The organism is Kitasatospora sp. NBC_01560 (genome assembly GCF_045208415.1).
In the GTDB taxonomy this organism is placed as follows: Bacteria; Actinomycetota; Actinomycetes; order Streptomycetales; family Streptomycetaceae; genus Kitasatospora.
In genome coordinates this window covers 4,514,446-4,534,724 of the sequence record NZ_CP109364.1, presented here as the reverse complement: position 1 = coordinate 4,534,724, position 20,279 = coordinate 4,514,446, and the positions used below count along the sequence as shown (strand labels likewise).

19 protein-coding genes, 2 tRNA genes and 1 riboswitch are annotated in these 20,279 nt (G+C 75.4%); of the genes, 5 read left to right on the top strand and 16 right to left on the bottom strand.

The window, feature by feature from the left end:
- Positions 1-41: 41 nt before the first annotated feature.
- From OH807_RS19785 to OH807_RS19755, 7 genes are all read right to left on the bottom strand, one after another.
- Positions 42-1,151, bottom strand: a complete 1,110-nt coding sequence (locus tag OH807_RS19785; RefSeq protein WP_406200568.1) for a cytochrome P450 — start codon at positions 1,149-1,151, stop codon at positions 42-44.
- Entirely contained in the window at positions 1,115-2,620 is a 1,506-nt protein-coding gene (locus tag OH807_RS19780; RefSeq protein ID WP_406200565.1) for a cytochrome P450, read from the bottom strand. Before OH807_RS19780 ends, OH807_RS19785 begins: the two co-directional genes overlap by 37 nt.
- Positions 2,617-3,252: a GTP-binding protein gene (locus OH807_RS19775; RefSeq protein ID WP_406200563.1), complete on the bottom strand. Its 636-nt coding sequence runs from the start codon at positions 3,250-3,252 to the stop codon at positions 2,617-2,619. The genes OH807_RS19780 and OH807_RS19775 overlap by 4 nt, the downstream gene beginning before the upstream one ends.
- Positions 3,230-3,577, bottom strand: coding sequence for a DUF742 domain-containing protein (locus tag OH807_RS19770; RefSeq protein WP_406200560.1), 348 nt, complete (start codon positions 3,575-3,577; stop codon positions 3,230-3,232). Before OH807_RS19770 ends, OH807_RS19775 begins: the two co-directional genes overlap by 23 nt.
- Positions 3,574-3,987, bottom strand: coding sequence for a roadblock/LC7 domain-containing protein (locus OH807_RS19765; protein WP_406200558.1), 414 nt, complete (start codon positions 3,985-3,987; stop codon positions 3,574-3,576). Before OH807_RS19765 ends, OH807_RS19770 begins: the two co-directional genes overlap by 4 nt.
- Positions 3,971-5,287 (bottom strand): sensor histidine kinase, encoded by a 1,317-nt coding sequence (locus OH807_RS19760; RefSeq protein ID WP_406211085.1) that lies wholly within the window; start codon positions 5,285-5,287, stop codon positions 3,971-3,973. Before OH807_RS19760 ends, OH807_RS19765 begins: the two co-directional genes overlap by 17 nt.
- 248 nt (positions 5,288-5,535) lie before the next feature.
- On the bottom strand, positions 5,536-7,860 hold the full coding sequence (locus tag OH807_RS19755) for a SpoIIE family protein phosphatase (RefSeq protein ID WP_406200556.1): 2,325 nt from the start codon (positions 7,858-7,860) through the stop codon (positions 5,536-5,538).
- Between the two features lie 193 nt (positions 7,861-8,053).
- Here OH807_RS19755 and OH807_RS19750 point away from each other — a divergent pair.
- A tRNA-Ile gene (locus OH807_RS19750) sits at positions 8,054-8,127 on the top strand.
- A gap of 100 nt (positions 8,128-8,227) precedes the next feature.
- Here the strand turns inward: OH807_RS19750 and OH807_RS19745 are convergent.
- The 3 genes from OH807_RS19745 to OH807_RS19735 form a co-directional block, all read right to left on the bottom strand.
- On the bottom strand, positions 8,228-8,797 hold the full coding sequence (locus tag OH807_RS19745; protein ID WP_406200554.1) for a TetR/AcrR family transcriptional regulator: 570 nt from the start codon (positions 8,795-8,797) through the stop codon (positions 8,228-8,230).
- Between the two features lie 78 nt (positions 8,798-8,875).
- Positions 8,876-9,703: an alpha/beta fold hydrolase gene (locus OH807_RS19740; RefSeq protein WP_406200552.1), complete on the bottom strand. Its 828-nt coding sequence runs from the start codon at positions 9,701-9,703 to the stop codon at positions 8,876-8,878.
- A 115-nt stretch (positions 9,704-9,818) separates the two neighbouring features.
- Positions 9,819-10,109: a YiaA/YiaB family inner membrane protein gene (locus tag OH807_RS19735; RefSeq protein ID WP_406200550.1), complete on the bottom strand. Its 291-nt coding sequence runs from the start codon at positions 10,107-10,109 to the stop codon at positions 9,819-9,821.
- Positions 10,110-10,354: 245 nt separating this feature from the next.
- Positions 10,355-10,513, top strand: a riboswitch (cyclic di-AMP (ydaO/yuaA leader).
- Positions 10,514-10,525: 12 nt separating this feature from the next.
- Between OH807_RS19735 and OH807_RS19730 the strand changes: the two genes are divergently transcribed.
- Positions 10,526-11,383, top strand: a complete 858-nt coding sequence (locus OH807_RS19730; protein WP_406200548.1) for a M23 family metallopeptidase — start codon at positions 10,526-10,528, stop codon at positions 11,381-11,383.
- A gap of 53 nt (positions 11,384-11,436) precedes the next feature.
- Here OH807_RS19730 and OH807_RS19725 read toward each other — a convergent pair whose 3' ends face one another.
- Positions 11,437-12,369 (bottom strand): hypothetical protein, encoded by a 933-nt coding sequence (locus OH807_RS19725; protein ID WP_406200546.1) that lies wholly within the window; start codon positions 12,367-12,369, stop codon positions 11,437-11,439.
- Between the two features lie 42 nt (positions 12,370-12,411).
- On the opposite strand from OH807_RS19725, the gene OH807_RS19720 reads away from it, so the two are divergent.
- The 3 genes from OH807_RS19720 (at position 12,412) to OH807_RS19710 (ending at position 14,721) form a co-directional block, all read left to right on the top strand.
- On the top strand, positions 12,412-13,002 hold the full coding sequence (locus tag OH807_RS19720) for a GNAT family N-acetyltransferase (RefSeq protein ID WP_406200544.1): 591 nt from the start codon (positions 12,412-12,414) through the stop codon (positions 13,000-13,002).
- 107 nt (positions 13,003-13,109) lie between these two features.
- Positions 13,110-13,823, top strand: a complete 714-nt coding sequence (locus OH807_RS19715) for a sensor domain-containing protein (RefSeq protein ID WP_406200542.1) — start codon at positions 13,110-13,112, stop codon at positions 13,821-13,823.
- A 133-nt stretch (positions 13,824-13,956) separates the two neighbouring features.
- Positions 13,957-14,721, top strand: coding sequence for a class I SAM-dependent methyltransferase (locus tag OH807_RS19710; protein ID WP_406200540.1), 765 nt, complete (start codon positions 13,957-13,959; stop codon positions 14,719-14,721).
- On the opposite strand, the gene OH807_RS19705 is transcribed toward OH807_RS19710, so the two are convergent.
- The 5 genes from OH807_RS19705 to lhgO form a co-directional block, all read right to left on the bottom strand.
- Positions 14,718-15,881, bottom strand: a complete 1,164-nt coding sequence (locus OH807_RS19705) for a hypothetical protein (RefSeq protein ID WP_406200538.1) — start codon at positions 15,879-15,881, stop codon at positions 14,718-14,720. The genes OH807_RS19710 and OH807_RS19705 overlap by 4 nt on opposite strands.
- Positions 15,882-16,443: 562 nt before the next feature.
- Positions 16,444-16,517: transfer RNA gene (locus OH807_RS19700), tRNA-Met, on the bottom strand.
- A gap of 50 nt (positions 16,518-16,567) precedes the next feature.
- Positions 16,568-17,875: a PrsW family intramembrane metalloprotease gene (locus tag OH807_RS19695; protein WP_406200536.1), complete on the bottom strand. Its 1,308-nt coding sequence runs from the start codon at positions 17,873-17,875 to the stop codon at positions 16,568-16,570.
- A gap of 127 nt (positions 17,876-18,002) precedes the next feature.
- Positions 18,003-18,833 (bottom strand): tRNA (guanosine(46)-N7)-methyltransferase TrmB, encoded by an 831-nt coding sequence (gene trmB / locus OH807_RS19690; protein WP_406200534.1) that lies wholly within the window; start codon positions 18,831-18,833, stop codon positions 18,003-18,005.
- Positions 18,834-18,981: 148 nt separating this feature from the next.
- A complete protein-coding gene (gene lhgO / locus OH807_RS19685) occupies positions 18,982-20,217 on the bottom strand; it encodes an L-2-hydroxyglutarate oxidase (protein WP_406200532.1) in 1,236 nt (411 codons plus the stop codon).
- Between the last annotated feature and the right edge of the window lie 62 nt (positions 20,218-20,279).

The window sequence follows — 20,279 nt, the reverse complement described above, 5'->3', positions numbered from 1 at the left end:
ACGCCAAACGACCGGGCCGCCCTCAGGTCACACCGATCCGGTCAGACGTTCACCCGCAGCGTCCGCACGCTGTTGCTGACGAACGACCCGATCGGCTCGGGCGCCGGCCCGTCCGCCGCCAGGGCCAGGCCGGGGAAGCGCGTGAACAGGTGGCGCAGCGCCGTCTCGGCCTCCATCCGGGCGAGCCCGGAGCCGAGGCAGAAGTGCGGGCCGTGGCCGAGCGAGAGGTGCCGGTTCGGCTGCCGGGTGATGTCGAAGCGGTCGGCGTCCTCGTAGTGGCCGGCGTCCCGCCCGGCGGCCGCGTAGGAGGCGATCAACGCCTCGCCGCGCCGGATGACGACGTCCCCGACCGCGATGTCCTCGGTCGCGTACCGCAGCGGGAACTGCCCGACCGGCGAGTCGTACCGGAGCGTCTCCTCGACCACCGCCGACCACGGCGCCCCGCCGTCCAGGACGAGCCGGAGCTGGTCGGGGTGGGCGAGCAGGGCGCGGACGGCGTTGGTGATCAGGTTGAGCGTGGTCTCGTGACCGGCCACCAGCATCAGCAGCAGGGTGCCGACCAGCTCCGCCTCGCTGAGCCGGTCGTCGGACTCGCGGGCGGCGATCAGGTCGGTGGTGAGGTCGTCGCCGGGCTCCTCGCGCTTGGCCGCGACCACCGAGGCGAGCAGCGCCTGCAGGCCCTTCTGGGCGGCGACGGCGGCCGCGGGGGTGGCAGAGCTGGAGACCAGGGTGTCGGAGAGCTCGTGCAGTTCGTCCTGCTGCTTCGGCGGCAGGCCGAGCAGCTCCCCGATGACCTGCATCGGCAGCGGGTAGGCGAAGTGCTCGCGCAGGTCGAACTCGCCCTCCAGCCGGGCGACGTCGTCCAGCAGGGCGGTGGCCCGGGCCTCGATCGCGGGCTGGAGCTCGGCGATCCGGCGGGGGGTGAAGGCCTGGGTGACGAGGCCGCGCAGCCGCCGGTGGTCGGCGCCGTCGGCGGTGACCATGCCGGGCACGGTGACGAAGTTCAGCAGCGGCCAGCCCTCGGGCAGCCCGCCCTCGGTGAAGGTGGTCCACAGCTGCGGGTTCTTGCCGACCCGCGGGTCGGCGAGCAGCTCCTGGAGGGTGTCGTGGTGGGTTATCGCCCAGACCACCACCCCGCCAGGGAGCTCCACCAGGACCGCCGGGCCTGCGGCGCGGAGCCGGGCGTTCTCGCCGTGCTGGTCGCGTCCGAAGGGGTCGAGCCGGACGGGCTCGGGTCGGGACTGTTCGGGTCCACGGGCGGCGGTGTCCATGCGGGCCTCTCGGGGGCTGGCGGGCGGGGCGGGGTGAAGGCGCTGTAGAGCACCGGCAGGCTGACCAGGGCCCGTGACCAGGGTGACGGGCGCCAGGTCAACTCGCTCGGTGGTACCGCGAGTTGAAGATCGGGAAGGCGGTGGAGCAGGGTCTCGACGGCGGTCTCGACGATGATCCGGGCGGGGTGCTGGGCCGGGCAGACGTGCTGGCCGGCACCCCAGGCCAGGTGGGCCCGGTTGCCGCCGAGGGTGCCGTGCGCGGCGGACGCGGTGCCCTGGGCGGCCGGGTCGGCGTTGGCCGCGGCCAGGCCGAGGACGAGCATGTCACCGGTGCTGATGTACTGGCCGCCGAGGACGGTGTCGCCGGTGGCCCACCGACCGGGGAAGTTCTGCGTCGGCGGATCGCGCCAGAGCACCTCCTCCAGCGCGTCGGACACGGTGAGCCGGCCGCCGGTGAGGGTGGCCCGGAAGCGGCGGTCGGTGAGCAGCAGCCGCAGGGTGTTGCCGGTCCAGTTGATGGTGGTCTCGTTGCCCGCGACCATCATCACCACCAGGTGGTGCACCGCCTCCAGGTCGGTGAGCGCGGCCGGGTGGGCCAGCAGCCAGGAGGTGAGGTCGGCGCCGGGGGTCTCGCGGCGGCGCCGGACGAGGTCGACCAGGATCGCCTGGAACTCGGCGTTGGCCCGGACCGATTTCGCACTGCTGTCGACGAAGTGGCTGATCAGCTCGACCAGGTGCGGGCCCGCCCCGGCGGGCAGGCCGAGCAGCTGGGTGAAGACCAGCAGCGGGAGCTGCCGCGCGTACTGGGCGATCAGGTCGGCGGTGCCGTCCGGGCCCCAGCTGTCGATCAGCGCGTCGGCGGCGGCCTCGGTGGTCTCGCGCAGCTGGCGGTGGTCGATCTGGGCCAGGGTGTCGGAGACGGCGGCGCGCAGCCGCTGGTGCTCCGCGCCGTCCAGGTTGAGCAGGGTCGGCCGCCAGGAGGTCATCGGCAGCAGCCGGGAGTCGGCGGCGAGCCGCCCCTCGGCGGGCACCCGCCAGCGGCGCGAGTCCTTGGAGAACAGGGCCTCGTTGCGGGTGAGTTCGAGCAGCTCGGGGTAGCCGAGGACGAGCCAGGCCTCGACTCCGGGCTCCAGCTCGATCGGTGCCACCGGGCCGTACTGCGCGCGCAGCCGGGCGTAGAGCCCGTGCGGGTCGTCGGCCATGGCGGCGCCGTACAGCGGCGCGAGCGGCACGCCGACCGGCAGGCCGCCGCCCGCCCCGGGCCCGCCCGCGGCACCGCCGGCGTGCGCCGGGCAGCCGGGCGGCGGTGCCATCGGGGGGACGGCCGTACCGGGCTCGGGGGTCGTCATCGTTGCAGCTCCAGGACGGCGGTGGCGTGCAGGTGGCCGACGAAGTCGATCAGCAGGTCGTACGCGGCACGCCGGTCCCGCGCGTCGCAGAACAGGATCGGCACGTCGGGCAGCAGGTCGAGGGCGGAGCGCAGCTCGTCCTCGGGGTAACTCGGCGTGTCGGGAAAGGTGTTGACGGCCACGGCGAAGGGGATCTGCTGCTCCTCCAGCCGGCCGAGCACGTCGAAGCTCTCGTCCGGGCGGCGCAGGTCGACCATGGCGATGGCGCCGAGCGCCCCGCGCGACAGGTCGTCCCAGAGCGGCCAGAACCGCTGCTGGCCGGGGGTGCCGAAGAGGTACAGGGCGAGCCGGGGGTTGAGCGTGATCCGGCCGAAGTCGAGGGCGACGGTGGTGGTGGTCTTGTCGCCGCGGCCGGTGAGGTCGTCGACGGCGCTGCTGGCGGCCGTCATGGTCTCCTCGGTGCGCAGCGGCGTGATCTCGCTGAGTGAGCCGACCAGCGTGGTCTTGCCGACCCCGAAGGGGCCGGTGACCAGGATCTTCACCGCACCCTGCACGGAGGCCGGCAGGTACTGCGGTGTGCCGGGAGCCCCGGCGGCGGTCGCGCGGGCTTCAGCGGAGTTGGCGGAGGCCAACGAGCACCTCTTCCAGGAGGGTTGTGGGCAGGCGTTCGGCCTGCGGGACGGGCGGGAGGACCTGGACGGCGCCGAGGTCCCAGAGGTCGCCGACCAGGACCTTGACGATGCCGAACGGCAGGCCGAGGTAGGCCGCCACCTCGGCGATCGACAGCAGGCTGCGGCAGAGGTCCAGGATCCGTTGGTGCTCGCGGTTGAGCAGCGCGTCCTCGGGCAGCTCGGGCCGGTCGGGTAACGCGCTGACCAGGCTCTCGACGGCGAGCTCGGTGCGGGTGGGCCGGCTGCGGCCGCCGGTGATCACATAGGGCCGGACCGGTCCGCTCACCGCTGCCCCCCCGCCGCGTGATCGACGCGTGGCTGGCTGGTGAGGTGGCTGCCGATCCGTTCGACCAGGACCTGCATCTGGTAGGCGACCAGGCCGGCGTCGACGGCTTCGCCGGTCACCACGGCCAGGTGCGCGCCGGCCCCGGCGGCGACGATGAAGAGGTAGCCGCCGCCGTACTCGATGATGATCTGGCGGGTCGCGCTGCCGTGGCCGCCGAAGCCCTGGGCGACGCCGCGGGCCAGCGACTGCAGGCCCGAGCAGGCGGCGGCGAGCCGTTCGGCGTCCTCGCGCACGATGCCCGCGCTGCGGCCGATCTCCAGCCCGTCGTTGGACACGACGACGGCGTGCCGGACCTCGGGGACGGAGACGATGTCGGCGAGCAGCCAGCCGAGATCAGGGGTGGTGGTCATGGAACTCTCCGGAGCGCTGGGGAAGCTGGGGGGAAGAGGGGTGGGAAGGTGCGGGGTGGGCCTGGGTCCGGGCGGCCGAACGGCCGCTGGCCGTCCCGGCCTGGAACATCGCCATGAACGCCTGGGCGTCCTGCGCCGAGCGGTACGGCGGGGCCGTGGCCGGCGGGGGAGCGGCCGGCTCGCTGCGGCGGTGGGCGCGGTCGCGCCGGTGGCTCCGGCGGGGCAGCGGGGGCGGTACGGCGGGGCCGGCCGTGGGGGGTCGGTCGGTCGGCGGGGTGTCCAGCAGGGGGTGCCCGGTGGCCGGGAGGTGGCCGGCGGCCGGGGGGTTCCCGGCCGGGTGCAGCGGGGCTGCGGCCCGGTGCGGGCCGACGGTGAACGCCGGGTCGTTCGGGCCGAGGCCCGGGACGGTCGGCGGGAGCGGTTCGGTGAGCAGCGCGTTCGGCAGCAGCACCACGACCCGCACGCCGCCGTACGGGGAGGGGGCGGAGCTGAGGGTGACCCGGAAGCCGTACTGCTCGGCGAGCCGGCCGACCGCGGCGAGGCCCAGCTGCGGGACTTCGCCGAGGCGGGAGACCTCCAGCGCGGACCCGCCGGCGAGGGCGGAGGCGGCCTTGGCGATCGCGTGCTCGGGCATGCCGACGCCGCCGTCGTCGATCTCGACGACGGCGCCGTTGTGCACCGGCATCAGGGTGACGAACACCTGGGTGCTGGGCGGGGAGTAGCGGGTGGCGTTGTCCAGCAGCTCGGCGACGGCGTGGATCAGCGCCTCGGCGGCGGCCCCGACCACGGCGGTCTCGATCCGGCTGCGGACCACCACCCGCTGGAAGGGCAGGATGCGCGACTGGGCGCCGCGGACCACGTCCTCCAGCGAGACCGGTTCGGGCCAGTGCCGCCCGGCCCGGGCGCCGCACAGGACGGCCAGGGTCTGGGCGAGCCTGGCCTGTTGGGCGGCGGCGTGGTCGGCCTTGAGCAGGCCCTCCAGCAGTGCCGGGTCGTCGTGGGTGCGTTCCATCTCGTCCAGCAGGGCCTGCTGGTCGTGCGCCATGACGAGGATCCGGCGGGCCACGCTGAGGAAGGCCCGCTGGGTGGAGGCGTTGAGCTCCTGCTCCTGCTGGACGGCGGCGAGTTCGGTGCCGCGCCGGGCCAGTTCGGCGGTCAGCTGTTCCTGGAGGCGGGCGAGTTCGCGCTGCTGCCGGTTGTTGCGGCGGCGCTGGGTGGCGGAGACCGCGCGGTAGCGGGCGGCGGCCACGAGGGCGAGGGCGGCGAGAACGCCGGTTGCCGTTGCGCACCACTGAGTCATCGTCACGCGGCGAATTCTAGGGTGATGATCCTACGAAGGTGTGAACGGATCTCGCCACGTGACCAGATCTCGTCAATATCCCGTCAATACGGCGGCAATCAGACGTCCTTCGGGCCCGACCGGCCCTTGCGGCAACAGTCGCGGAGCGGTAAGTACGCCGCAGGCCACGACGGGTGCCGCGCCGCCCGGCCCGCCCGGCCCGCACCTCCCGCACCTCCCGCACCTCCCGCACCGCCCGCCCCGCCCGGCTACGCCGCCTGCGCCGCCGCCGTCCGGTGCAACAGCAGCAGCGCCACGTCGTCCGGGCGGGAGCGGCGCTCGGTCACGTTGAGGGTGAGCAGGTCGGCCAGCCGCTCCAGGGCCGGCGCCGGGCCGATCCGGCCCGGGCCGGTCTGCCGGGCCCAGAGCTCCAGCCCGCCGAGCATCCGCTGCACCGACTCGTCGTAGTCCTCCTCGCGGTCCTCCACCAGACCGTCCGTGTAGACGAGGAGCGTCTCGCCGGCCTCCAGCTGCCCGACCGACAGCGGGTACGGCGCCCCCGGGTCCACCCCCAGCGGCGGGCCGCCCGGCAGCTCCAGCTCGACCGCCTTGGCGTCGGTGGTGATCCGGACCGGCGCGGGGTGCCCGGCGCGGGCGGCCCGCAGGGTGCCGTCGGCCGGGTCCAGCGTGAGGTAGAGGCAGGTGGCGAAGAGGTCGGTGTCCAGCCCGGAGAGCAGCCGCCCGGTCCGGGCCAGGGTGGCCGCCGGGTCGTGCCCGTCGGTGGCGTACGCCCGCAGGGCGCTGCGCAGCTGGCCCATGACGGCGGTGGCCTCGGCGTTGTGGCCCTGGACGTCGCCGATCACCAGGCCGATCCGCCCGTCCGGCAGCCGGAGCAGGTCGTACCAGTCGCCGCCGATCTGCATGCCCTCGGTGCTGGGCAGGTAGCGGGCGGCGCTGGCGATCCCCGGCAGCCGGGGCAGCGTGCGCGGCAGCATGGCGCGCTGCAGCTCGGTGGCCCGGTGGTGGTGGGTGTCGTAGAGGCGGGCGCGTTCCAGGGACTGTGCGAGGACGCCGGCGAAGGCCGAGTACAGCGTGCGGTCCTCGCGGCCGAAGGACCGCTCGGTGGCGAAGGTGATCAGGCAGGAGCCGACCTGCCGGCCGGAGGCGACCAGCGGCAGCACCGCCCAGGCGGCCGGGGTGAGCGGCCCGGTCGGCCGGGCGTCGCCGCCGTCCGGGGCCCGGCCGGCCCGCCCAGCCCGGCCGGGTTCGCTGAACAGCGGGGCCGAACGCGCCAGCGCGTGCTGCATGACGCCCTCGGAGAGGTCGGCCAGCCGGGTCAGCTCGGTGCGCCGCGGGCCGCCGTAGACGGTGTGCGAGACGGGCAGCAGCCGGCCCTCGTCCACCAGGTCGAGCACGATGCTGGCGGCGCCGAACGCGGGGCGGGCGATGTCGGTGACGGCGGTGGTGACGTCCCGGACGGTGATCGCGCGGGACAGCGCCCGGGTGAGTGCCAGCAGCAGCGCCGAGCGGGCCCCGGCCGCCGGGGAGTCGGCCGGCCCGTCGGCGGGCGGGCGTTCGCCCGGGGCGCGGACGCGGTCCCGGTCGGCCAGCAGCCCGGCGATCCGGACCGGCCGCCGGTGCACGTCCAGCATCACCTCGCCGGTCTCCTCGACCCGCACCGCGCCGCCGCTGCGACGCGGCACCCGGTAGGTGATCCGGTACGGGCCGCCGGTGGCGAGCGCCTCGGCGAGCGCGGCCTGGACGTCCGGCAGGTCCTCGGGGTGGACGAGCCGGTCCAGGTCGGGTGCGGTGGCCGGCGCGCCCGCGGCCGGCGGCGGCCGGTCCACCACCCGGTAGGCCTGGGCGTCCCAGTAGGTCTCGCCGGTGACGAGGTCGCGTTCGAAGGCGCCGTGCCCGGCGGAGCGGACGGCGAGCGAGAGCATCGGGTGGGCCAGGCCGGCGGCCGGGTCGGCGGCCTGGCCGGCCTCGCCGGCGGTGCCGGGCCCGGGGCGGACGCCGTGCGGCACCCGGGCGCCGGCGTTCACGTGGTCGAGCAGGTGGGAGAGCCGGTGGGCGCAGGCGTCGCCGAGGGTCTCCAGGACGTCGAGGTCACGCCGCGGGACGGTGCCCCGGTGCGCGAGGGCGAGGGCCAGCACGCCGATCGGCTGCTCGTCGACGATCATCGGCAGGGTGATGATCGCGACCATGCCGGTGCCCATCCCGGCGTTCCGGTTGGGGTAGTCGACGCTGGTGCGCTCGGGGCTGAGCAGGTAGGGCCGCCGCAGTCGGAGCGCCATCGCGGCGGGCAGTTCGCTCGCCGGGTCGACCACGCCGTAGCGCTCGTGGGCCCAGTCGGGCAGGCCGTGCGAGGCGGTGAGCCGGAGCATTCCGGCCTGGTCCAGCAGGTAGAGCGCGGAGCCCTCGCCGGTGATCCAGTGCGGGCCCTCGGCGAGGACGGTGCCGAGGAGCTCGGCGGCGCTGGTGCAGGCGAGCAATAAGCGGACGCACCGCATGGCACTGCGCGCGGTGGGGCTGCTCCGCGGCGTCCGGCTCTCGTCCTCGGAGGGGGGAAGCCACGGCGAGGTCAGGTCCATGGGATCCCCGGCCTTTCCGGTGCCTGGTGCGGGTGGCGCCTGATCGGACACTCAATTCTTCATACCTTATTTCTCAGGCCGGTGAACGGTGACCCAGCCGGTGCACCGGGACCGGCGTCGGGCGGCTCGCGGCCGCCCTGCCGCCCGGCGGGGCGAGAGCGCCCGCGGGTCGAGTAGAATCTCCTCTCGGTGCGGGCCTATAGCTCAGACGGTTAGAGCGCTTCCCTGATAAGGAAGAGGCCACAGGTTCAAGTCCTGTTAGGCCCACCGCGTCGCAGGGCCCGGAGCGATCCCGCTCCGGGCCCTGCTGTTTCCCGCCCGGCTGCTTCCCGGGCCGGTGCTTCCCCGCTCCGGCCCGCTGCCGGGGTCAGCGCCCCGGCCAGTGCCGGAGGCCGCCGGTGAGCATGCCGATCAGCCGGTCCTGGGTGTCGCCGAGGTCCTCCGCGAGCTGGAAGGCGCCGCCGGTGGAGAGCGAGGCGAAGCCGTGCGCCACCGAGCGGACGGCACGGGCGGCGTGGACGGCCTCCGACCCGTCGAGGCCGTACTCGCGCAGCACCGCGATGATCACGCCGACCAGCCGTGCGGCCGCCCGGGTCAGGTCGTCGTCCGGCTGCGGGGCCTGCGGGAGCGCGCTGTAGCGGTGCGGGTACTCGGTGGCGTACGCGTGGTAGGCGCGCAGGAGGGCGGCGACGGCGTCGTCCCCGCCGCGGCCGAGGGCGGCTTCGGCGAGCCGGTCGGCCAACTCCTCGGTGACCCGGACGGCGATCAGCCGGCGCAGTTCGGCGAGGCCGCCGCTGACGTGCTTGTAGAGCGAGGGCGTGGCCACTCCGGCCCGCGCGGCGACGGCGGCCAGGGTGAGGGCCTCGGGGCCCTGCTCGTCGATGAGGGTGAGGGCGTGTCCGACGACCTGGGCCGGGGTGAGTCCTACGCGGGGCATGGGGGCGGTCTCCCTGGAGGCGGGGCGGGGGCGGGGGCGAGGGGCGAGGCGCGGGGCCGGTGCGGCCGGCGGTGGTGCTCAGGCCAGTTCGGCGAGGAAGGGCAGCAGCGCGTCGGCGGTGGCCTGCGGGTGGTCGGCCATCGGGTAGTGGCCCGCGCCCTCGATCATCACCTTGCGGGCGCGCAGCGCGGCGGCCTGCCGGTCGGCGACCAGCTCGGGCCGGGGGAAGTCGGGGTCCTTGCTGCCCATCAGGACCAGCGCCGGGCAGGTCACGGCGGCGGTCCAGCCCTCGGGGGCGGACTCCCCGCGGACGTAGCCGCGGGTCGCGGCCTTGCGGCCGGGGGTGCGCAGTGCGGCGACCAGCCCGTCCACGTAGGCGTCGAAGTCGGCCGGCTTGGGGCCGGGGTAGGCCATCTTCCGGTGGTAGAGGCCCCAGAAGGCGGGGGAGTGCACCAGCAGCACGCCCATCGCGGCGAACATCGCGCGCTGCAGGGCGTTCGGCGGCAGGTTCTCGACGAAGGCGTCGAGCAGGACGATCCCGGCGACCCGCCCGGGTGCGTCCCCGGCGAGCTTGACGACGGTGGCGCCGGTGTAGGAGTTGCCGGCCAGGACGGCCCGCTCGATGCCGAGGTGGTCGAGCAGGGCGAGGACGTCGGTGGCGATCGCGGCCGGGGAGTAGTCGTCCCAGGCGATCGAGGACTCGCCGAAGCCGCGCAGGTCCATGGTGATCACCCGGCGGCCGGCGGCGGTCAGCAGCGGGCGGAGGTGCCGGTAGGCGGTCCGGCTGTCCAGCATTCCGGGGAGCAGGACGACGGGGGCGCCGTCGCCCTGCTCGGTGTCGTCGTAGGCGATCCGGCCGCCGGTGACGTCGAGGTACTGGGTGGTGGGGGCGGTGGTGCCGGACATGGGGGCCTCCTGGGTCCGCCGGAACTCGGGCTATCGGCGGGTGCTGCCGATAGCCATAAAGCTAAGGCTAATAGCCTTAGCTGTCAAGCTATCGGTGCTGTGGCCCCGGCGGCCGTCAGACCCCCTCCACCTTGAACGGGTCGTGCTCGGCCAGCAGCTTCTCCAGCCGGGCCTGGTCCACCCGGGTGACGATCTCGTTGGTCTCCTGCCTGTCGCGGACCACCTTGGCCAGGGTGAACGAGGAGGTGACGGTGTACAGCAGGCCGATCCCGAGGAAGGCCCTGGTCCAGCCGCCCACCGGGAGGTAGGCGATGCCGATCGCGAGGGCGCCGGCGGAGAGGGCGAAGGAGAGCACGGCCTGGATGTAGTACGCGGCCGTGGTGCGGGACTGCATCGGAGCGTTCATGGCGCCAGGATGGCCGCGCCGGCCGGGGTCGCACATGAGTAGAAGTACTCAGATGGGGGGCCGTTCGTTGACGTACTGTCACGTTCGGTAGTGTCAGTTGTTGCGAACCGCCCCAAAACGCCCATCCGGTCGCGTAAGGTCCGGGCTGTATCCGGGTGTCCCGAACGGATGGCTTGGAATCAGGGGCTCCTAGGATTAACGTTTGATAACGCAGCGCGGTCCGCAACGCCGTACCCAGACGGCACCGTGCGCCGTCGCCTAATCCCGCCGGCCGGCCTCCGGGCAGGCCAGGGAGCCGGGGAACCACGTTCCTTGGGGTGAATCGGCCGGGCCCAGGCCCAGCCGTAGGAGACCTTCCTGCTCCGAACCCGTCAGCTAACCCGGTAGGCGCGAAGGAAGGAAAGGAGCGCGCCTCCGTGGCGTCGTCGCACTCTCCGGCACATCTGCCCGGCTCCTCCGCCGGCACCCAGCTGCTCGACCACCCGTGGCCGCCCGCACACCCGGGCGAGTACGGCGGACCCGACGAGGCCGCCCCGCCGGCCGCCGAGACCAACCGGCACCGGATGCCGCGTCAGACCCGCGGGACGGCGCCGCTGCTCGGCGTCACCGCCGTCGCCGCCACCCTGGGCGCCACCGGCTTCGCCTCCGCGACCCCGGCCGCCGCCCCCGCCGTCGAGGCCCCGGACGAGACCCCGGTCGCGCTCTCCGCCGACCCCGGCCTCGCGCTCGCCGCCCGGATCCAGCAGCAGGCCGACAGCCAGCGCACCGCCGCCGAGGAGGGCGCCCGCGTCCAGGCCGCCAAGGAGGCCGAGGCCAAGCGCGCCGCCCAGCAGCAGGAGGCCGAGAAGGCCGCCCAGGAGGCTGAGAAGGCCAAGCTCGCCGCCATCAACCTCCCGGTGCGCGACTACAACCTCTCCGCCCACTACGGCCAGAGCGCCTCGTACTGGGCCCACCTGCACACCGGCCTGGACTTCGCCGCCGACACCGGCACCCCGGTGTACGCGGTCGGCCAGGGCACCGTCACCTCGGCCGGCTGGGCCGGCTCCTACGGCTACCGGATCGTCGAGACGCTGCCCGACGGCACCGAGATCTGGTACTGCCACCTCTCCTCGATCATCAAGGGCTCCGGCAAGGTCGTCCCCGGCCAGCAGCTCGGCAAGGTCGGCGCCACCGGCAACGTCACCGGCCCGCACCTGCACCTGGAGGTCCGCCCCGGCGGCGGCGCCCCGGTCGACCCGGAGACCTGGTTCGAGCAGCGCGGCATCACCCCCTGACCACGCCGCAGGTGCCCCCCGGCCGCCGCGGCGGCCGGGGGGCACCTGCGCGTCTACTCCGCGGGCAGCCCGGCCCACAGCTCCTCGGGCAGGTCCTCCCACTGCTCCTCGGACGGATCCTCCGGCAGGCCCGCCAGGTACGCGTCGATCTCCTCCTGGCCCGGCTCCGGCGCCAGGTCGGGGAACTCCGCCACCAGCAACCGCGGCAGCCCCGGCACCGTCCACTCCCCGAACAGCTCCACTGCCGCCCGGGCCGCCGCCTCCTCGAACGCCCCGAAGTCCCCCGCCAGCTCGTCCGGCATCGGCCGGCCCAGCGCCGTCAGCTCCGCCAGATTGCGGTAGCTGCGCCGCATCAGCCCCTGCTCCAGCAGCCGCCGGGCCCCGTCGGTGGCCATCCCGACCGAGATCATCCAGCCCTCGCCCCAGCCCCTGTCGTCCGGCTCGTCGAGCAGCCCGGCCGCCGCCGGAGCCCCGTACGCGGCCCGCCGGTCCTCCTCGGGCAGCTCCCGGAACGCCGCCAGCCACTCCCGCACCGCCGCCTCGTCGGTGACGTCCACGCCGTCCGCGCGCAGCAGCAGGGTGTACAGCCGGGGCCAGGTCACCAGGTCGGCCCGGCGGAGCAGCCCGGCGGCCACCTCGCCCTGCCACTCGGCCTCGGCGTGCAGCCGCTCCTGCCGCTTGGCGTTCAGCCGCTTCGCCGCCCGCTGGTGGTCGATCAGCAGCCGCACCGCCTCGCCGTACGCCGCCGGGTCCTGCTCCGGCGCGGGCTGGACGTACAGGTGGAGCCGCTCGTACAGCAGGTGCTCCACGGCGTTCGAGGTCAGTTCCGGCCAGCCGTCGTGCATCCTGCCCTCGCCCAGCTCCAGCAGCGCCAGCACCGCCCGCACCGCGGCGTCGGCCACCGGCGCGCGGCCCCCGGCCTCCGCCCAGGCGAGCAGTTCGGCGGCCTTGGTGCGCGGGGCGAGCCGCAGGTCTTCTTCTTCCATGTCACGTACGGTAACCGGAAAGCCCGGGTAGGGTCGGCAGGCATGGTCCCCGTCCGCCTCACCGGCCCCCGCCTGGCCATCCGCGAGTTCCACCTGACGCCGGCGGACACCGACGCGCTGCACGCCGTCTTCGGCGATCCGGAGGCCACCCGGTACCTGCCGTTCGAACCGCACGACCGGGAGGAGTGCGCGGACCAGATCGAGCAGTACCTGGAGGAGGCGCTCCGGGACGAACGGACGGTCTACCGGCTCGCCGTCACCCGGCTCGCCGACGCGGACGACCCGGCGGACGCCACCCCGATCGGCAGCGCCGCCCTCACCCTCGGCAGCCACCGCTCCGCCCTGCTCGGCTACGCGCTGCGGCCCGACACCTGGGGCCGCGGCTACGCGGGCGAGATCACCGGGCTGCTCTGCGACTTCGCGTTCGGGCAGCTCGGCGTGCACCGCTTGGCCGCCCGGGTGGACGTGGCGAACGCGGCCTCCACCCGGGTGCTCACCCGGGCCGGCTTCGCGCTGGAGGGCCGGGTGCGGCACGAGGTGTACCTGCGCGGGGCGTGGCACGACTCCTTCCAGTACGCACTGCTCGCCGACGAGTGGCCGGGCACCGGCCGGGCCGCCGGAGCGGGGGGTTAACCCCACCCCCCGTTCGCCGGGGAGCCGGATGTCCGCCGGGCGGCGGCTTTGACAGGGTTGGCACATCAGCCCGACCGCACCACAGAGACCGAGGACCGAGGCCGGCCATGAGCACCAGCCAGAGCACGCTGCCCAGCGAGTACGACCGCCACGACGGTGCCCTTCGTACCCAGGAGCCGCCGTACGCCTGGCGGGCGCCGTTCTCCTCCTACTTCTACCGGGAGCTGGGCTTCGCGCTCACCGGGCTGCCGGTCGCCCTCGCGGGCTTCGCCCTCGCCGTCACCCTGTTCTGCCTCGGCCTGGGCACCTTCCTCACGGTGCTGGGCCTGCCGGTGCTGGCGGGCCTGACCGCCGCGTCCCGCGGTTTCGGCCGGCTGGAGCGGGCGCGGGCCGCCGGCATGCTGGCACTGGAGGTGCCCGGCCCGGCGCCGGTCCGGGTGGTGCGGCCCGGGGCCTGGGGCCGGTGCACCGCCCGGCTGGCGGACGCGGCGGGCTGGAAGGCCGTGCTGTACCAGGTGGTGATGTTCCCCTGGGCGGTGCTCAGCTTCTCGGTCTCGCTGGTCTTCCTGCTGATCGGCTGGACGCTCGCGCTCTACCCGGTCTACCACTGGGTGTACCCGACGTACGTCGGGTGGCCGGGCCTCCAGCTGTTCGACTTCTACGACAGCCACGGCGTCGAGCACGTCTACTTCATCCAGTCGCCGCTGCAGATCGCCGGGGTGTCGTTGCTCGGGCTGCTGTTCGTCTTCCTCACCCCGCAGCTGGTCCGCGGCCTGACCAACGTCAACCGGCTCGCCGTCCGGGGCCTGCTCGGCCGCTGACCCGACCCGGCCCCACCGGCCCCATCCGACCCGGCCCCACCCGATCCGACCCCACCCCACCCGGTCCCACCGGCCCCGCCCGCACCCGGACGCCCCGGATGCGCGCGGGGCCGGCCCGTGTTCCGATGGCCGGGTGACCGACCGCACCAGCCGCACCGACCCCGGCGCCGCCGGGGTCCTGGTCACCTCCCGCCCGCTCGACGAGTACTGCGGGTTCTTCGGCCTGACCCGCGCCCAGCTCGCCGCCCTCCCCGGGCCGCTGCTCGACTGCCCCGGCGGCGCGGCCGGCCTGGCCGCCGAGGCCCGCGAACTGGGCTGCCGGGTGATCGCCACCGACCCGGCGTACGCCCGGCCCACCGCCGAGACCACCGCCCGGGCGCTGGCCGCCCGTGCGTCGATGGCCGCCGCGATGGCCGCCCGCCCCCACCTCTACCCCGCGCCGCGGCACCGCCCGGACGACCGCTACCTGCGCAGCTGGGACCGGGCCCGCCGGCTGTTCGCCGCCGACACCGCGGCCCACCCGCAGCAGTACGTGGCCGCCGCGCTGCCCCGGCTGCCGTTCGCCGACGGGACTTTCGCGCTCACCCTCAGCGGGTACCTGATCTTCGCCTACCCCGAACTGTTCGGCCCCGACCGGCAGCTGGCCGCGCTGACCGAACTGGTCCGGGTCACCGCCCCGGACGGCGAGGTGCGCGTCCACCCGCTGAACGACGGCGCCGGCCGGCGCTGCTCCCACCTCGACGCGCTGCGGCACGCCCTCGGCGAGCGCCGGATCGCCAGCGAGATCCGCCGGCTGCCGGCCGTCGGGGCCGACCGCCCCCGGCGCGTCCTCGTGCTGCGCGCGGCCGACCACCGCCGCCGGGCCGCCGCCGAACGCGCCGGCCGCCCCCCGGCCTAGGCCTGCTGTTCCTGCTGTTCCTGATGTCCCTGCTGGGCCGGCTGTTCCGGTCGGGCCTGCTGCGGCGCGCCGGCCGGGCCGGTCTGCTGCGGCAGGACGACCTGCGGAGGGAGGACCGGCACCTCCAGCCGGGACAGTATCTTCTCCGCCAGCCAGCTCCGGTCCGAGCCGTAGGGGATGCCGTCCGGGGCCATCAGCCGGCCGGCCACCGCCTCGCGCAGCCGCTGCGCCTCGGCGGCCGGCAGCCGGGAGAGCAGCCCGCGGGCGGCCAGCAGCGCGTGGTACTGCTCGAAGCCCGAGCGCGGCCGCTCGATCGCCTCCAGCACGCTCGCGAGGTCGGCGAGCGCCGGGTCGCCCTGCATCAGGGCCAGCGCCTGGATCCGGCGCCCCTCGGAGCCGTCCGCGAAGAGCGCGCGGACCTGCTCCGCGGTGAGCGCCGAGCGCCGCGCCGTCGAGCGGACCTCGGCCACCACGCTCTCCGGTCCGGACGCGGTGCTCGGGGGCAGCTGGCCGGCCAGCTCGTCGGCCCGTTCCGCGCTGCCGCCCAGCAGGCCCAGGTGCTGCATCGCCCGCACCCGCAGGTCGTCCGCACCCACCTTGTCGCCCTTGCGGTCGCGGTCCTGGCCGGCGAGGAAGAGGTCCAGGGCCCGGTCCGCGTCGGAGAGCACCTGGGGGAGGGCCAGCCTGGTCACCAGCCAGCCGGCCAGGAAGCCGGACACCAGGAAGTAGAGGACGAGCGCTGCCGCGAACGGCACCGTGCCCTCCTCGCCGCCCAGCGCCGGCGCCAGCGCGGAGCCCAGCTGGTGCAGCCGCTCGCCCAGCGAGCCGAGCTGGGTCAGCCCCACGCCCAGCAGCACCTTGGTCAGCCAGTCCGACACCTGTTCCAGATTGGTGTTCGGCGCGTACGAGCCGTGCGCGTCGCCGTCCGGGCCGGTACCGCGCACCCGCGGCACCCCGAACAGGAACCCCAGCGCGCCGCCCAGCACGACCGAGGCCGCGGCCACCACCAGGCCGCCGCCGAGCGCCTGCCAGACGTGCGCGCGGCCGAGCGAGAACAGCAGTAGCCCGAGCACCCCCACCCCGGGCAGTGCCAGGGCCGCTCCGCGCTGCACCGCGCGTACGGCCGCACCGCCCCCGCCCCGCCGGGTCGTCCTCGCCATCGCGTACCCCCTGTGCCCGTACCGCTCCGCTCCGGATCCGGGCCGACTCTAGCGCCGGAAGCGGCCGCCCGGAACGCCCGCCGGGGCCGTCGGCCGGGCCGGGGGCGGCCACCCGGGGGCCGGGCGTGGGCCGTGGGTCGTGGGGAGGGGGAAGGGCCCGGTGAAGGCCCCGGACATGCAGACAGCCCGTGGGCTGCTCCTCCGCGCCGGCCCTGTGAGGGGCCTGCGCCGAGGCACCGGGGATGTTCCGGTGAGCCCACGGGCCGGGTGACTGCTTGGGATTTCGCCTGCCGGAGGCCTAGGACCTCCCCCTACGCAGGCAGGGGCGGCTCTAGCGAGCAGCCACCTCACACATCCTGACGGTACTCAACCAGGATCACCTCCTTTCAGTGTGCCGCCACTGTAGGCAGCCCCCCGGAAGGAGGGCAACGGATTATTCGCGGCCCGGTGACCGGCCCTTCCGGGCTGCGGCGCGACGACGGGCGCGCCAGGGAACGTGCGGGAACGTCCGGGAACGCGGAAGGCCCGGAGGACGAATCCTCCGGGCCTTCCGGCTACTGAGTAGCGGGGACAGGATTTGAACCTGCGACCTCTGGGTTATGAGCCCAGCGAGCTACCGAGCTGCTCCACCCCGCGTCGGTGAACACCACACTACGGGGAAGTCGCCCGGATGGGAAATCGCTTCCTCAGCCACCCGGCCCGGGCGGTCCCGGCGGGCGGGCCCGGGGCCGGTCGCGGGGCCGGACGGTCCGGGCCCTGGCCCAGGCGGCGAAGCAGAGCAGCGCACCGAAGCAGGGGACCATCAGCACCGCGTAGACCAGCAGGAAGCCGTGCGTGCCGAGGTCGGCGGCGGCGTTCCAGGTGCCGTGCAGTGCCATCGCGAGCAGCAGCCCGGCCGGCGCGGCCAGCCGGGCCAGCCAGCGGCGGCCGGTGGTCAGCGTGACGGCCAGGCCCAGCCCGGTGAGGGCGGTGAACAGCGGGTGGGCGAACGGCGAGAGCAGGCCGCGCAGGACGAAGGTCTGCACCGTGCTGTCGAAGTCCCGCAGGCTGGGCGACTCGCCCAGGCCGATGCTGTCCAGCCGCTGCTGCTGGTCGTCGGTGAACGCGCGGCCCAGGTAGAGCGCGTTCTCGGTGAAGGCGAAGCCGCAGGCGGTGATCCCGCCGAGCACCACCCCGGCGGCCAGCGTGCGGGGGCGGGCCCGGGCGCGCGGCCGGTCGTGGGTGAGCGGATAGGGGCGCAGGTACGGCAGCGGGCGCAGGTAGGGGCGCAGCCGGCCGCGGGCGTGCGGCAGGGCGGGCCGCCGGTCGTACGGGCGGGGCTGCCGGGGGCCGGGGAGCCGGTGCAGGACGGTCGCGCAGGGGCGGTCGGCACGGCCGCCGGGACATCGGAGCCGTTGGCCGAGCGGGAGCAGCAGGATCAGCAGCGCGGCGCCCTTGGCGCTCTCCTCGATCACCGGGGTGACGAGGTCGGCGCCCAGCATCTCGCCCAGGCTGCCCTGGTGGGAGGTCAGGTAGCTGCTGGTCCAGCCGTTGGCGAGGATCGCGGCGGTGGTCGCCGCGAAGGCGCCCCAGCCGAGGCAGAAGACGGTGTGCCGCAGCGGCACCCGGGCGGTCTGGTTGAGCCAGGCGAGGCCGCCGAGTACGAACGGCAGCGGGATCAGCGCCAGGCCGAGGCCGACCAGCAGCCCCGTGGTGCCGGTCTGGCGGTGCACCAGGTGCAGGATCAGCACGCCGCAGCCGGCCAGCGTCAGGACGGCGGTCGCGGTGACGGAGGAGAGCGCGACCCGGCGGACGGGGCGCGGCAGCCGGGGCGGGCCGGCCGCGAACGGCGGTGCGGCGGGCGGTGCGGCGGGCCGCCGGGGCACGGTCCGACCGGCCCGGCGCCCCCGGGGCCCCGGGACGGTGCGGGTGCCGGCGGTGCGCGTGGGCATCTCTCGGGCGTCGGCGGCGGCCCGGACGGTGGTCCGGTACCCGCCGCCGGACGGGCTGCTCACCCGGCACAGGGTAGGCCACGGCACCGGCCCGCCGGGAGGAGTCGGGAGCAATCCCCTCGTCCGGGGGCGGGCCGGTCCGGGCGGGCCCGGTGCGGTGCGGTCGCCGGGTCGAACACCCGGCGGTGGTTCAGCGGCGGCGGAACAGCAGGTCGTGCACCACGTGGCCCTTGGCGAGGCCGGCCCGTTCGAACTTGGTGACCGGCCGCCAGTCCGGCCGCGGCGCGTAACCGGGGATGCTGCCGTCCGGGTGGTCGGCGGGCTCCAGCCAGCCGGTGCCGTCGCCCTCGGGGTGGAGGTTCTCCAGCTCCGCGGAGGCCGAGAGCACCTCCAGCATCTGCTCGGCGTACGGCTCCCAGTCGGTGGCGCAGTGCACCAGGGCGCCGGCGGCGAGCCGGGGCAGCACGAGGTCCAGGAAGGACGGCTGGACCAGCCGGCGCTTGTGGTGCTTGGGCTTGGGCCACGGGTCGGCGAAGTAGACCCGCAGGCCGGCCAGCGAGGCGTCGGGGAGCATGTCGCGCAGCAGGATCACCGCGTCGCCGGCGGCGAGCCGGACGTTCGGCGAGCCGGCGCGCTCCAGCATCCCGAGCAGGTTGCCGTGGCCGGGGGTGTGGACGTCGGCGGCGAGGATGCCCGCGGCCGGATCGGCGGCGGCCATCGCGGCGGTGGTCTCGCCCATGCCGAAGCCGATCTCCAGGGTGACGGGGAGGCCGCCGAAGAGCTCCTGCAGGTCGAGCGGGCTGCCGTCGATCGGTATGCCGTACCGCTCCCAGCCCCGGTCCAGCGCGCCCGCCTGGGCGTTGGTCATCCGGCCCCGGCGCGGCTGGAAGCTGCGGATGCGCCGCTCGCTGTGCTGGGCCTCGGTGGCCCGGTGCGGGTACATCGGCGCGGGGTAGCCGGCCGGCGCGGCGGAGAGCCGGGCGGAGGGCGATTGCTGGGGGATCGGGGCGGTGGCAGTCACAATCACCCGATTCTACGGGGCCCGGCGGAACCGGCCGAGGGCCTGTGACACACCCCGCACCCGCGCCCGTACCTCGCACCCGCACCCCGGGCGTCCCCGCGCCGGGCCGCCCCGCGGCAGCCGGCCGTCCGCCCGGCCGTCGGCCCGGTCAGCCGCCCGCCGCCAGGGCGGCCAGCGCCCGGCGGGCCACCTCGCGGCCGATCGGCAGCGAGGCGGTGGCGGCCGGCGAGGGCGCGTTGAGCACGTGCACCAGCCGCCGGGTGGAGCGGGCGTCGTCCGGGTCGAAGCCGGCGAAGGCGAAGTCGTCCACCAGGGTGCCGTCGCGGGTGACGGCCTGGGCGCGGACCCCGGCCGCGGCCGGCACCAGGTCCTCGGCGGTGACGGCGGGCAGCAGGCGCCGGACGGCGCTGGTGAACGCCCGCTTGGACAACGAGCGGCGCAGCTCGCCCGCCTCGTACCGCCAGTGCCGGCGGGCGATCCGCCAGGTGCCGGGGAAGGCGATCGTCCCCGCCAGGTCGCGCGGGCTGGCGGTGCGCCAGTCGTAGCCCTCGCGGGCCAGCGCGGGCACCGCGTTCGGGCCGACGTGCACGTCGCCGTGGATGCCCCGGGTGAGGTGCACGCCGAGGAAGGGGAACGCCGGGTCGGGCACGGGGTAGACCAGGCCGCGCACCAAGCCTCGGCGTTCCGCGGCGAGTTCGTAGTACTCGCCGCGGAACGGCACGATCCGCAGGCCCGGGTCGTCGCCGGCCAGCCGGGCGATCCGGTCGCTGTGCAGGCCGGCGCAGTTCACCAGGACCTGGCAGCGCAGTTCGCCGCCCGAGGTCTGCGCCGTCACCCCGTCGGGGCGCCGGGCCACCGCGCGCAGCTCGGTGCCGGTCCGCAGCTCCGCGCCGGCCTCGCGGGCCAGCTGCGCGTAGCGGGCCGCCACGGCCGGGTAGTCGCAGATGCCGGTGGTGCCGACGTGCAGCCCGGCGATGCCGCCGACCTGCGGTTCGTGCTCCGCGATGCCGGACCGGTCCAGCTCGGTGACCGGGATGCCGTTCTCCCGGCCGCGCTCGGCGAGCGCCCGCAGCCGGGGCAGTTCGGCCCGGTCGGTGGCCACGATGAGCTTGCCGGTCACCTCGTACGGGAGGCCGTGGGCGCGGCAGAACTCCACCAGTTCGGCGGCGCCCGCGACGGCGTACCGGGCCTTGAGCGAGCCCGGCCGGTAGTAGACGCCGCTGTGGACGACCCCGCTGTTGCGGCCGGTCTGGTGCGCGGCGAGACCGGCCTCCTTCTCCAGCACCGCGAGCCGCAGTCCGGGCCGCTGCCGGGTCAGCGCGTAGGCCGTGGAGAGCCCGACGATCCCGCCGCCCACCACCAGTACGTCGACGTCGTAAGCCACCGTTCGGTCCCCTCGGTTCGTCCGGCCCCCGCCCGCCCGCCGATGCTGCCACGGCGGGCGGT